Annotated in this window: 12 protein-coding genes and 2 tRNA genes; 4 read left to right on the forward strand and 10 right to left on the reverse strand. The window is 43.1% G+C overall.

Annotated features, from left to right (window positions below; translation table 11 throughout):
• Positions 1-23: 23 nt before the first annotated feature.
• The 5 genes from tnpA to DWY31_RS06010 all read right to left on the reverse strand — a co-directional run bounded on the left by tnpA (position 24) and on the right by DWY31_RS06010 (position 3,241).
• Complete coding sequence (tnpA, locus tag DWY31_RS05990) at positions 24-494, reverse strand: IS200/IS605 family transposase (protein ID WP_118519795.1); 471 nt, start codon at positions 492-494, stop codon at positions 24-26.
• A 264-nt stretch (positions 495-758) separates the two neighbouring features.
• The gene (locus tag DWY31_RS05995) at positions 759-1,271 is read right to left on the reverse strand and encodes a nitroreductase family protein (protein ID WP_118519796.1); all 513 of its coding nucleotides are present in this window, start codon (positions 1,269-1,271) and stop codon (positions 759-761) included.
• A 78-nt stretch (positions 1,272-1,349) separates the two neighbouring features.
• Positions 1,350-2,834 (reverse strand): AAA family ATPase, encoded by a 1,485-nt coding sequence (locus tag DWY31_RS06000; protein ID WP_118519797.1) that lies wholly within the window; start codon positions 2,832-2,834, stop codon positions 1,350-1,352.
• A gap of 223 nt (positions 2,835-3,057) precedes the next feature.
• Positions 3,058-3,128: transfer RNA gene (locus DWY31_RS06005), tRNA-Cys, on the reverse strand.
• Positions 3,129-3,169: 41 nt separating this feature from the next.
• Positions 3,170-3,241: transfer RNA gene (locus DWY31_RS06010), tRNA-Glu, on the reverse strand.
• Positions 3,242-3,416: 175 nt separating this feature from the next.
• Here DWY31_RS06010 and DWY31_RS06015 point away from each other — a divergent pair.
• Positions 3,417-5,666, forward strand: coding sequence for a DNA topoisomerase III (locus DWY31_RS06015; protein ID WP_118519798.1), 2,250 nt, complete (start codon positions 3,417-3,419; stop codon positions 5,664-5,666).
• Between the two features lie 20 nt (positions 5,667-5,686).
• Here the strand turns inward: DWY31_RS06015 and DWY31_RS06020 are convergent, their stop codons facing one another.
• Positions 5,687-6,610: a S66 peptidase family protein gene (locus DWY31_RS06020; protein ID WP_243060442.1), complete on the reverse strand. Its 924-nt coding sequence runs from the start codon at positions 6,608-6,610 to the stop codon at positions 5,687-5,689.
• Positions 6,611-6,962: 352 nt separating this feature from the next.
• Between DWY31_RS06020 and aroF the strand changes: the two genes are divergently transcribed.
• From aroF to DWY31_RS06035, 3 genes are read left to right on the forward strand one after another with little or no spacing between them, the layout of a single operon-like run.
• Entirely contained in the window at positions 6,963-7,973 is a 1,011-nt protein-coding gene (gene aroF, locus DWY31_RS06025; RefSeq protein WP_021859576.1) for a 3-deoxy-7-phosphoheptulonate synthase, read from the forward strand.
• Between the two features lie 18 nt (positions 7,974-7,991).
• Positions 7,992-9,053 (forward strand): 3-dehydroquinate synthase, encoded by a 1,062-nt coding sequence (gene aroB, locus DWY31_RS06030; RefSeq protein WP_118519799.1) that lies wholly within the window; start codon positions 7,992-7,994, stop codon positions 9,051-9,053.
• Positions 9,054-9,104: 51 nt separating this feature from the next.
• Entirely contained in the window at positions 9,105-9,848 is a 744-nt protein-coding gene (locus DWY31_RS06035; protein ID WP_117537542.1) for an SDR family NAD(P)-dependent oxidoreductase, read from the forward strand.
• Positions 9,849-9,901: 53 nt separating this feature from the next.
• Here the strand turns inward: DWY31_RS06035 and DWY31_RS06040 are convergent, their stop codons facing one another.
• Genes DWY31_RS06040 through DWY31_RS06055 form a run of 4 tightly spaced genes read right to left on the reverse strand, consistent with a single transcriptional unit; the run spans position 9,902 to position 13,234 of the window.
• Complete coding sequence (locus DWY31_RS06040) at positions 9,902-10,777, reverse strand: phosphatidylserine decarboxylase (protein WP_118519800.1); 876 nt, start codon at positions 10,775-10,777, stop codon at positions 9,902-9,904.
• Positions 10,778-10,825: 48 nt separating this feature from the next.
• Positions 10,826-11,494 (reverse strand): CDP-alcohol phosphatidyltransferase family protein, encoded by a 669-nt coding sequence (locus tag DWY31_RS06045; protein ID WP_021859580.1) that lies wholly within the window; start codon positions 11,492-11,494, stop codon positions 10,826-10,828.
• A 26-nt stretch (positions 11,495-11,520) separates the two neighbouring features.
• Positions 11,521-12,579: a lysylphosphatidylglycerol synthase transmembrane domain-containing protein gene (locus DWY31_RS06050; protein ID WP_118519801.1), complete on the reverse strand. Its 1,059-nt coding sequence runs from the start codon at positions 12,577-12,579 to the stop codon at positions 11,521-11,523.
• Positions 12,569-13,234, reverse strand: coding sequence for a phosphatase PAP2 family protein (locus DWY31_RS06055; RefSeq protein ID WP_118519802.1), 666 nt, complete (start codon positions 13,232-13,234; stop codon positions 12,569-12,571). The genes DWY31_RS06050 and DWY31_RS06055 overlap by 11 nt, the downstream gene beginning before the upstream one ends.
• Between the last annotated feature and the right edge of the window lie 406 nt (positions 13,235-13,640).

Here is a 13,640-nt window from a genome sequence, read left to right on the forward strand (position 1 = left end):
ACTAAGCCCTTTCGGGCTTATCTTTATCTGTTATGTTTTACTGGCTCACCCGTGAACGGGTCAATATACTCTTTCAGTGCCATTTGATCATATTCCAAATCACTCTGTAATTGATTTGCTATATATTCTTGTATTTTCTTCGCATTTTTCTCTACCATATCTACATAATATCCTCTGCACCAGAAATGTCTATTTCCGTATTTGTACTTCAAATTTGCATGACGTTCGAATATCATTAATGTACTTTTGCCTTTTAAATACCCTACAAAATACGATACACTTATGCTCGGTGGAATCTCAACTAACATATGCACGTGATCTGGACATATCTCTGCTTCCACAATTTTTACACCTTTTCTCTTGCATAACATACTTAAAATATTTGCAATATCTTGCTTAATCTTTCCATATGCTACTTTTCTTCTATATTTGGGAGCAAAAACAATATGATACTTACAATTCCATTTCGTATGTGATAAACTATTATTATCCATATGGATACCTCCTTTGTTAAATAATGCGGTTGGCGAACCTAACATTATTATAGCACTGGAGGTTTTATACTGTAAGCTGAAGCAACTTCAACCACCCCCAGCAGGTGGTTTATTTGTTTTCCAAAGTTCCGTTTTTCGGATCAACGAAAAACTCCACAATGTAAAACAGGGCTTTGCCCTAACAACAAAAATGCCTGTATATAACTACAGGCATTCACAACAAATAAAAATGTAGAAAATCAGATATCAATGGCATCCTTTTTCTTACTTATACGTCACCAGTTCATCCAGGCTGATTCGCTCTGTTTTATGACGATCCGGTCCTTTTTCTTCTGTATCCGCATAACCAAGTGCCAGCAGATTGATTGGTTCCAGATTATCCGGAAGTTCGAACTCTTCTCTGACAATCTTTGGATCAAACCAGCATACCCACAAGCTTCCAAGTCCCTGTTCGGTTGCTTCCAGCATCATATGATCTGTCAGAATCGAAGCATCGATATCTGTCGTCTGCATCTGGTCGTATTTGCGCACCCATGCTTTATCATGATCGGCGCATACGATGATAACTGTCGGTGCACCATAAAGGCGTGCAGCTTTGTCCAGTTTCGCTCTGCCTTCTTCACTCTGTACCACGATCAGCCGCACCGGCTGCGCATTGGTAGCTGTTGGTGCAACGTGTGCTGCTTCCAGGATTTTCGCCAGCTTCTCCGGCTCTACCTGCTGCTCTTTGTATTTGCGTACTGAAAATCTTTTTTTCATTACATCAAGTAATTCCATTGTCATATCCTCCTGCTATCCGTTCCTGTAATACTGCTCTGCTTTTTATTGCCATATGTAAATATTTATTGCGACAGATTAACCAAGCAGTTCATTTACCATTTCTCTTGTGTATGTGATCGCACCTTTATGCTCCACTTCGATTTGATAAAGTGCATTTGCTGCAATATGCTCTGCTGCCTGCTCCAGGTCACGGATACCTGTCGTATCTGCATATTTTTCAATAACCGCATCCAGTGCATCGTCTGTCACGATACACTCTTCTTCTTTCAGGCTCATTCGTTTGAGCACTTTTGGAAGTGAGAATTTTGAGAAAATCACTTTCTTCTCTTCAAATGAGTAATCCGGAATGTCGATCACTGCGAAACGTGACATCAGTGGCGCACTGATCTGTTCTTTGTCATTAGCTGTTGCGATCGGATAAACACCCACAGTCGGCACCATACATTCCATATAGTTGTCTGTAAATCCAAGGTTATCTAACAATGTCAGCAGAACATCTGCCGGGTTGCCGTTGCCTTTTCCGGATGCGGCCTTGTCCAGCTCATTAATAATAAATACAAGATTGGATTCTCCTGCCATTGCAAATGCATCCATAATAATTCCCGGCTTTGCGTTGGAATAGATACGGGAACTTCCGGTAAGCTGCTCCGGATCATTGATGGAACTCATATCCAGTGTTGTCCACGGCAGTTTCAGAATTCTTGCCACTGCATAGGCAATCTGGGATTTACCGGTTCCGGCAGGACCTACCAGCAACAGTCCGTATGCCGGCAGCGTATGTGTACGATTGATCTGGATGATCGTCTCAATGATACGTTGTTTTACTTTTTCCATTCCATATAATTCTTCATCCAGAATCCGTCTTGCTTCTTCCGGATCGATTGCTTCAAAATAATCACTCTTCCATTGCACATTCATCATAATGGAAAGCGCTCTCTGTGCATGTCTGCGCTCTTCCGGTGAGACTTCGTGGGATTTTGCAACCGCCAGGTTTCTTCTCGCCCAGAGACGGATATTATCCGGCAGTGTATTTCCGGCACAGTCCATAAAATCAATGATGCTCTGTAAGCTGGTGAGCTTCATGCTGTCACCCATCTCTTCCAGTTCTTCGTCACTGACCTGTGAAGTCGGCGCATCGCTGGCAAGCAGACGCTCAATCATAAACTGTAAAAATCCATCTTCCGCCGAAAGCTTTGTTCCACCGCCGAAAGCAATCTCACGGATCTTGTAAACTGCATAACCTTCTTCTGTATTCTCTCCTGACAGGCGGACATTGATATGATTTTCGCCGAGCCATTTCAGAAGGCTTACAAATCTTGCGTCAATTTTCAGAATGTCCGCACTGACAGTTCCCGTCTCCTGCTGAAATTCAAATGCAGTACGTTTTACCGGATTTGTAAACATTCCAAGGGAATGATGTTCCCATTTTTTCATCTGGTTATCCAGCACCATCATTGGTTTTTCCGGTGTTGCTTCTCCTTCACCGGAGTAAAAAATCGTGTATGTGCACTCCGCTGCTTTCTTGTCATCCGGAGTATTGTTGAAATCAAATACTGGCATAGCGCTCTCCTTTTATATCTTTGTAAATATTTATATTTCTTTTCTTATGTATTGCCTTACTTTTATGCATATCCATGCATAATTATAACGTATCTGCCGGAGTGCGTCCACCCTTAAAATACTTCTTTTATGTTCACGAAACTTTATCACCTGCAGAAATGCCAATAGATACTTTCTTTCTAACATCAAAAAAGCTTCAGGAATTAACCTAAAGCTTTTTTAGAGGCGCCAACCAGATTTGAACTGGTGATAGAGGTGTTGCAGACCTTTGCCTTACCACTTGGCTATGGCGCCATATTATAAATACTATATATGAAAAGCCCGAAAGCTCTGAGTGACTCCAACGGGAATCGAACCCGTGTTACCGCCGTGAAAGGGCGATGTCTTAACCGCTTGACCATGGAGCCTTATATAAATCACTATCAAACGTGACCGAAGATTAATATAACACACTCACATACAGATTGCAAGTATTTTTTAACTTTTTTTGCAATTTTTTTTGCAAATATCTGAACAGTTGACACCCCGCCAGAAATCCGCTATGTTGAATAAAAAAACTCTTATTTAAGGAGACTTACATCTATGAAATCACTCGTTTTAGCAGAAAAGCCTTCGGTCGCACGCGATATTGCGCGCGTGCTGAAGTGTCATAAAAATCTGCCCGGTGCAATCGAAGGCAATTCCTACGTTGTCACATGGGCGCTCGGGCACCTGGTCACACTGGCTGATCCGGAAAGCTACGATAAAAAATTCAAAGAATGGAATATGTCTGTCCTGCCAATGATTCCGAAGAAATGGGAGCTCGTCGTCATTAAACAGACTTCTAAGCAATACCAGCATGTAAAAACACAACTATTCCGGAAGGACATTTCAGAAATCATTATCGCAACCGATGCCGGTCGCGAGGGCGAGCTGGTCGCACGTTGGATTCTGGATAAGTCCGGCTGCCGCAAACCGATCAAGAGGCTCTGGATTTCTTCTGTCACAGACAAAGCGATCCGGGAAGGATTCCAGAATTTAAAAGACGGCAGAAAATATAACAATCTTTATTATGCAGCAAGAAGCCGCTCCGAAGCGGACTGGCTTGTCGGCATCAACGCGACCCGCGCCTTAACCTGTAAATACAATGCGCAGCTTTCCTGCGGACGTGTCCAGACACCGACGCTTGCTATGATCGCCGCAAGAGAGACGGAGATTCGCTCTTTCAAACCACAGGATTATTATGGTATGACTCTGCAGGCAGGCGGAATTACCTGGACATGGCAGAGTGAAAAATCCAAAAGCACCCGTTCTTTTCACAAAGAACATCTGGAACAATTACGTGAAGCACTGACAAAAAACCGCACAGCCGGTGTAACCTCACAAACCAACTCCGCAAACCGGCAGTCTTTACAGATTACAGATATGCACAAAACAAAGAAAAAAACATTTTCACCAGGTCTCTATGATCTGACAGAATTACAGCGGGATGCCAACCGCCGTTTTGGTTTCTCCGCAAAAGAGACGCTGAACATTATGCAGCGCCTGTATGAAAATCATAAAGTACTGACTTATCCGCGGACAGACAGCCGCTATATTAGCTCGGATGTTGTTCCGACGATCAAAGAGCGTCTGAAAGCTATCAACTTCGGTCCGTATAAAGCCTTTGTTCCAACACTTTTAAAAGCTCCGATCCACACAAGCAAATCTTTTGTCGATGACAGGAAGGTCAGCGATCACCATGCGATCATTCCAACAGAGGAATTTGTCCAGCTGGATCATATGACAAATGAAGAGCGAAAAATCTATGACCTCGTCGTGCGCCGTTTTATCAGTGTCCTTTATCCTGCTTATGAGTATGAGCAGACTTCCCTCAAGGGAACTGCCGCCGGTCAGTCATTTTCTTCCAAAGGAAATAAAATCCTTACTCCCGGTTGGAAAGCGGTGTATGAGAATGACAGCAATGCGCATTGGGAGGACGATTTCGATAATGAAACGCACAATTTTTCTGTATCCGGGCAGAATCTTTCAGAGCTTAAAAAAGGAGAATATCTTACAATTGACCGCGCCACTCTGACTTCCGGCAAAACAAAACCTCCGGCAAGATTTACCGAAGCCACACTACTTAGTGCAATGGAAAATCCCGTCAAATATATGGAATCAAAAGATGCTGCCGCCCGCAAAACACTTGGTGAAACCGGCGGACTCGGAACCGTTGCGACAAGAGCTGATATTATAGAGAAATTATTCCACACATTTTTGATAGAAAAAAAGGGACAGGAAATCTTGATCACTTCCAAAGGAAAGCAACTGCTTGAACTGGTTCCGGAAGATCTGAAAAAGCCGGAGCTTACCGCCTCCTGGGAGATGGAATTGTCCCACATCGCGAAAGGCACACAGAAAGAGCAGGTTTTCCTGCATGATATTCAGGATTACACCCGGTCTCTGATCCAGGATATCAAAACAGCGGACGGCACCTTTAAGCATGATAATCTTACCAATCATAAATGCCCACGTTGCGGAAAGCGCATGCTTGCCGTGAACGGCAAAAACGCAAGACTTCTCGTCTGCCAGGACCGCGAATGCGGCTACCGCGAGACAATCGCACGCACAAGCAATGCCCGCTGTCCGAACTGCCATAAGAAAATGGAGCTTATCAAGAAAGGAGATACGGAGACATTTGTATGCTCCTGCGGACACAAAGAAAAACTGGAAGCATTTAAAGCAAGACGCCAGAAAGAAGGCGCAGGTGTTTCTAAAAAAGATGTCCGCAAATATCTGAACAAACAAAAAGAAGAACCTGTCAACAATGCCTTTGCACAGGCATTGTCCGGGATCAAATTAGATAATTAAACCATGTATCCGGGCAGTTCTTATATTGCCCGGAACTGTACACCGTATTCCTCCACTGCCTCTATGCGCACCTGTGCGTGCAATGGCAGTGTCATGGAATCTCCGATATGCCCGGCCCTCACTCCATAGATGACCGGGCATTTTACATCTTCAAGTACCTCTTTCACCGCTTCCAGTGCTGTTCCCGGACGGTCTTTCGTATCACAACCACTCAGATCTCCGACAATGATTCCTTTTACTTCTTCAAATTTTCCTGCCATCTTAAGCTGCGTCAGCATGCCATGCAGCCTGTATGGCTTCTCGCCTATTTCTTCAAAAAACAGGATTTTCTCACGCGTATTCACTTCATAAGGCGTTCCGGTAAGCCGGCTTAATAGTGTCAGATTGCCACCTGTCAGAATTCCTTCGCCAATTCCTTCTTTGTATATATGAAAAGGTTCTCCGTTAAAATTAGAAAACGCTTTTCCTCTGACCGGTGTCGTCACACTCTGATATACCGCTTCTTTGGCATCTTCTGTTATCGTCCTCGTCCTTCCATAAACTGCACCTCCGTGAAATGTCACCAGCCCGGTCTTCTGCCCGATTGCAAGATGCAGCGCTGTAATATCACTGAATCCGGTAAATACAGGCTTTCTTTCCCGAATCATTTCATAATCCAGATAATCAAGAAGTGTCATGGTGCCATAACCGCCCCAGATGCACATAACTGCTTTATTTTCTTCATCAGCAAATACTTTATTTAATTTTGCCGCGCGCTCTCTCGGTGTTCCCCTTTTAAATGCCATCTCCGGTGCACAGATCACTTGAAAACCTCTCCCTTTCCAATAACTGCTGACCGCTTCGATGGCTTCCTCTGTGTATGCATTTGCCGGATCGATCAGACAGATCTGATTACCCGCCTTCAACGGCTTTGGATAAAGGATTCTTTTTTTTATTTCTTCCATATTTATACCTCTTTTTCTGTCACTAATGATCGCCTTCATATTCATTATATCGGCTAATTTTTCATTTGACAATTCAGTTCACTGATACCTTGCGCCATAATATTCGTAACTCTTGTTTAACGTTTTGTTACTCCCCCCTAAAAACAGAGGTGTTTATACTTAAAATACACATTTTTATACGGTAAATCTACAAATATTTCAGCACCTGCTAAGCACTAACAGAGAAAAATCCCCGCTTTCTGCGAAAATGGGCTAAAAAGGTTGACAAATATAGGCTTCCGCGTTAAGATAAGTGTAGTTTCGCACTTTAAACAGCTAAAATTTTACAGTGTGAATATGGAGGAGAACACTTATGATTATTGTATTAAAACAACACTCCGGTCAGAAAGAAATTGACCGCGTAGAGAATCTGATCAAAACAAAAGGTCTGGACACCCATATTGTAAAAGGTGCAGGTCAGACAATCATCGGCTGTATCGGTGATACAAGCCGTATCGATGCAAAGCTTTTCGAAGTAAACCCATACGTTGACAAAGTTATCCATGTACAGGAGCCTTACAAACTGGCAAACCGTGCTTTCCACCCGGAAGACACTGTTGTAGATGTATCTGGTGTGAAGGTTGGAAGCGGCAACATGGCTTACATCGCAGGACCTTGCTCCGTTGAGACTTACGAGCAGGTATTATCCATTGCAAAGGATATCAAAGCTGCCGGAGCGAATATGTTACGAGGCGGTGCATTCAAGCCTAGAACAAGCCCGTATTCTTTCCAGGGACTTGGACCGGAAGGTCTTGACATCTTATGCGCAGTAAAAGAAGAAGTCGGACTTCCGATCGTTACAGAACTGATGTCTCCGGAATATCTGGATGTCTTCAACGAGAAAGTAGATCTGATCCAGATCGGCGCAAGAAATATGCAGAACTTTGATCTGTTAAAACAGCTCGGTCAGGTTGACCGCCCGATCCTCTTAAAGAGAGGTCTGAATGCGACATATGAAGAATGGATAATGTCCGCAGAGTATATTATGGCTTCCGGTAATGAGAATGTCATTCTGTGCGAACGTGGTATCCGTACTTTTGAAACATATACAAGAAATACACTGGATCTGCAGAGCGTTCCTGTACTGCGGAAGCTGACACACCTCCCGGTTATCATCGATCCAAGCCATGCCGGTGGAAAATGGTGGCTCGTAGATTCTATGGCAAAAGCATCTGTTGCAGCCGGTGCTGACGGACTGATGATCGAAGTACATAATAATCCGGAAGCTGCTCTCTGCGATGGAGCACAGTCCTTAAAACCAGAAAAATACAGTGAACTGCTGAAAGATGTAAAACAGATTGCTGACATCATTCACAGACAATAGAACAGGAGTAAAGCTACAATGAAACTAACCGTTAATCTTGAAAAAAACAGTTATCCAATCTATATCGAGAATCACATTCTTGCAGATGCCGGAACTTATATTAAGGAAGTCTTTCATGGCAGAAAGATCATGATCGTCTCTGACGATAACGTCTATCCGATCTACGGAGATGCATTGTCGGAAGTACTGGAAGCTGACTTTGAAGTCTTTCATCTTGTGCTTCCGCATGGAGAGGCTACGAAGAAATTTGAGTCTCTTCCTCTGATCTATGACGCATTGCTTCAGGCACGATTTTCCCGCAGCGATCTTCTGATCGCTCTGGGCGGTGGCGTGATTGGTGATCTGGCAGGATTTGCAGCGGCAAGTTTCTTACGTGGAATCAAACTGGTCCAGATTCCAACTTCCCTGCTTGCGCAGGTTGACTCTTCCGTTGGCGGAAAAGTTGCTGTCGATCTGCCGCAGGGCAAGAATCTGGTTGGTGCATTTTATCAGCCTTCCCTCGTCCTGATAGATCCGGAAGTATTACAGACACTGCCGGACCATTTCATTCACGATGGCATGGGCGAAGTGATCAAGTATGGATGCATCCAGGATCCAGAATTATTTTCCCTTCTGGAAACACATACTTCCTTTGCCGACTTAAAGGACGAACTTGGCAATATCATTTACCGTTGTGTAGACTGCAAACGTGTTGTAGTCGAAGAAGATCAGTTTGACACAGGAAGCCGTATGCTCCTGAATTTCGGGCATACGCTGGCACATACGATCGAACAGTATTATCATTATGAGCGTGAGAGCCATGGTGAAGCGGTTGCGATCGGTATGTATCAACTGACGAAACTCGCAGAAGAGAAAGGTCTTACACCGGACGGAACCTCTATACGGATCCAGGATCTGCTTACAATCTACGGACTTCCTTCTTCCTGCGGTGTTGCGCTTGGCGCTTTGACAGAAGCCATTGCACTGGATAAGAAGAATCTGAACAATCACTTGAATCTGATTCTCCTCCATGGGATCGGCGACAGTTATATCTATCCGGCTGCTTTGGATTTCTTTGACGATACTGAACGAATTGTTTAGGTAAATGAATGATTATATATTGATAACTACTTATTTTTGGAGGCTGAATAAATGAAATTAGAAGGTAAAATTGCAATTGTAACAGGTGCCGGCAAGGGCATCGGAAGAGAAGCGGCTCTCGCGATTGCCGCAGAAGGCGCAACCGTTGTCTGTGTTGCAAGAACGCAGGCAAACCTGGATGAGACGGTACAGATGATCGAAGAAAAAGGAGGAAAAGCTACTTCCCTTTCCCGTGATCTGACAGATGCCGCACAGGTACAGTCCATGGTTGATGCTGTTGTAGAACAATTTGGACGCATTGATATCCTGATCAATAATGCCGGTGGATACCCATCTGAGATTTATGACAAAGTCGGACATCAGGCAATCAAGATCTGGGAGTGGAGCGAAGAGCAGTGGGACCAGATCATCAAGACAAATCTGAAGATTCCGTTCCTCTGCCTCAACAAAGTTGTGCCGGTTATGATCAAACAGCATAGTGGTGACATCGTAAGTGTTTCTTCCCGCATGGGACGTATCGCTTCCCAGATGGGTGGCTACGCAGTAGCAAAAGGCGGTATTGTGACACTGACAAAGACAACCGCAATCCAGACAAAAGAATATGGCATTAAAGTCAATGCTGTTGCCCCTGGTATGGTAGATACACCGGGACAGCGGGTATACAACCACAATGTCGGTCAGGACAATGCTGTTATGGACAGTGCTGCAGATGTAGCAAAAGGTATTATCTACCTTTTATGCGACTCACCGAAAGTCATGACCGGACAGGTGATCGATATGTTTACCACACTTTAATTTAAGGCAAATCTTCATTATATGAATTTTCCTCAAAAGAATAGGAACGGCAATTACTTTGCCGTTCCTATTCTTTCGCCCATCTTTACGATAGTTTCATATCCTTCTTCTGTATTACGGATGAGATCGCTATCCAGCACTGCTGCATCCTTTTGCAATAACAGGATAATCGTCGATCCTCCAAACTCAAACTTTCCTTTTTCCTGTCCCTTACGGACTGTTCCTGCTTCTTCATAGTTTGTGATCCGTCCAACCATAAGAGCGCCGACTTCCATCATTAAAATCGTCTTAAACTGCTTTGTCTTAAGCAGACTGTACTCTCTTGTATTCTCTTTGTAAATCGGATACACATCATTGGCTACCGGATTCACCGTATGGAATACTCCCTGAATATGATAATTCTGGGATTTCTCTCCGTCTGCCACGTAACAATATCTGTGATAATCATCCACTGTCAGACGGAACACAAGCGCCATGCCGCCCTCATACTGCTTTGCCAGTTTGCCGGATCTCAGAAGTGATGAGGTTGTATAAAGTGTATCCTTGATCCGGAATGCATTCTCTCTACCTGCTATATCACTGATCGGATATACGCTTAATTTCCCATCGCAAGGGCTGATCAACGTCTTTTCATCTCCCTGCGGTATGCGTGCTTCTTCTCTTAATTTTCTTGTAAAGAAATCATTATATGAACGAAACTTTGTCTTCTCACACATAGACAAGTCAATATTGTTCTTTTTTACAAACGGACGGATGCCGATCTTGGATATGAAACTGTCCAGAACATATCCGCCAAGCCTGCTCACCCACGGACGGATCATGATCCGGATAACAGCTCTTCCAAATGCATTTCCATATAAATGTTTTAAAAACTGATCCTGTCCGGTCTCAACACCGACATCTCTGCCTTCCCGGTCTCTGTATTTCATCTGTGTTCTCCTCATATCCTGCCGTCTTCTAATCTCTTATGTAACCTTTTATCTTCTGCAAAGCCATGGCCAGTTCATCTGCATATTTACTTTGTACTTTGTAAATATCATCATAATGATCACTGCCGCGCCAACGACCAGCACAAGAAGTGCAAGTGTTTTATTGCCTGGTTTTTTTAATTTAAAGTCTACAACAAATAACAGTCCGACAATAAACAGTGCCAGATGCAGGCAGATACGGAAAACAAAATCCGGTACAAAAAACTGGATCATGAATACCAATGGCAATACAATTGCCATGGATGTGATCGGCAATCCCTTATAGAACTTCTCTCCGCTCTCTGTTACCAGTGCCTGTTTTGCTTCCATTACATTAAAATAAGCAAGCCGGATCACCGAATTGATACAATAAAATGCAATTAAAAGCAGACCGATTGGTCCACGTACTCCCAGCAGATAACAAATCATTGCCGGAAAGATTCCGAAACAGACTACATCACACAGTGAATCAATCTGGATACCAAAAGCTTTCTCATCATCTGTACGGTCTTTCTTAGAACGCGCAACTTTGCCATCAAACATATCGCAAAGCCCGGATAATGCAAGACAGAAAATCGCAATCTTAAAATGTCCGTGTATTGCCTGTGTCATTCCAAAAACGGAAGAGCAGAGACTCATATAAGTCAGCACAACCGTATAATTATAAATTCCTATCATTTTTTCCCTCTTTTCTTTCCGCTGAATTAGCCAGCCTGTTGTTCACAAGTTTCTGTTGTCTCTTCCCGCCCTCGTCCTATCCGAATATGCGCAACCAATGTCAGTGTTGCGCTGAAGAGAAGTTGTACATAAAACGCAATTCCTCTGCTCAGTACCATTCCCGGTAACAGAAGTCCTGCTGTAAATACTGTTTTAAAAATAATCAGGAACAGATTCTCACTAATTCCCATTCCTCCCGGAAGTGGGAGCATATCCACTGATACAGATACGACTGCCTGCAGCATCACTACATCATATATGCTCGTTCCGTGCAGTCCGAAAGCTTTGTATACAAACCATGTTACAAAAAATAATGAAAATCTCTGAAAAAATGTAATCAGTATAACATTAAAGATCACTTTCTTATGCGTTCCGAAATAAGCCGCCGTAGCCTTATACTGTTCCATAGAATCTGCAAGCTTTTTCGTTCTCTTTTCCTTATGTTTCATAAGCCGGCTCTTTTCCAGAAGCCTGAGACCTTTCATCATGATCCATTTGGCAAGCTCCGGATGAAATGCCAGAATCGACATTGCAACACAACAGCCTACATTTAATGCAACTCCCAGATAAAAAATCGGCAGTATTCCTTCCAGATATTTATGAACAAATCCTCTCTGGAAAAATGCAACGAACAGACCAACAAATACCAGTACAGATTTGTATGTAATCGTAACGATCATCAGTACAAGCGTTGCTACCGGAATCGGTATTTTATTCTTTCTCATATAATAGATCTGCATCGGCTGTCCGCCGCTTGCAGACGGTGTCACCGCACTAAAAAAGAAACCTACACAGGAATATAAAAAACACGTCCGTTTCTTTTCATGAATATCCAGTGTACCGAACATATACCAGATAATGATCGATTCCCCCCAGATAAACAGGATTACACCTGCTGTTCCCGGTATCAGATACCACGGATTCACTTCACCGATCGTCCTGAGCACCGCCGGAAAATCTTCACCATGGAATACACTGTAAAGTGTTAATGCGAAAATCAAAACCAGAAAAATGGTATTCGCAATACTTTTCTTCTTATTTAACAATCTTTTTCCCCTTTTCCCGGCTTCGCCGCTCCATAATCTTACCGGAAATCCGGTAACAGATCTCTGCCACAGCAATGCCTCCAAAAACATCCACAATATAATGCTGCTTTGTTACCTGCGTTGATACACAGACTAAAATTGCAAATACAAGACTGAACCTCTGATACCACTTCGGTATCTGCCTCTGTCCACGGATCCCGATATAACAGAACCAGCTTACCAGACAATGAATTGACGGAAACAATCTGGTCGGATCATCTATCTGATACACCCATCTTAACATCTGGCTGAAAATATCTGTTCCATTCACTACCGGACGCACATTCGTTGTCGGCATTACAATATAAAAGAAACCACATACAAGTCTTGACATAACATCCGCCAGAATAAAACGATAACAGTGGCTTCTGTTCATTCTGGTGATCATAATATAATTTACGATCCAGAATAAATAACATCCGATATAAATGACTGAAAATGCTGGAATCACCGGAACCATTCTGTCAATCGGTAAGGTCAGATCATAAAAATTGCGGTGCTCCATCAGCTTATCTGTTCCTATATAAACTGTGAAATTCACAGCTATACAGATCAGCAGCGGAAGTATTGCATAAGAAGGTATCATTTTTTTCTTCTGTGTCGTGTCTTTCTTCATAATGCACCTCTTTTCACCGTATGTTGTTCATTATAGCAGACTTTTTCCTGCTTGTGCACATTCTTCTTATTTCTTTAAAATATCTTTAAAGTTTCTTCAGAATTTAAGATGCCAGGGTCATAAGCCTGCAACCACAATGAGCTTGCTCAGGAGTGGGTGCATGGCTTAATGACCCGCCCCGATATGAGCATAAAAGGGAAGCGCAAGCTTCGCGATATGCGAATATTGGGCAGAATTGCGAGAGTACGCTGTACGGAGCAATTCGTCTGGCATTTTTTAATTTTAATATTCTTATGCCAAGGTCATAAGCCTAAAACCACCATGGGCTTGCACAGGAATGGGTTTGTGGCTTAATGGCTTTTTATAAGAAAATGTATTTGTTAACATTTTTTTCTTAATCTCATCA

Source organism: Dorea sp. AF24-7LB (assembly GCF_003478575.1).
Taxonomy (GTDB): Bacteria; Bacillota; Clostridia; order Lachnospirales; family Lachnospiraceae; genus Dorea_D; species Dorea_D hominis.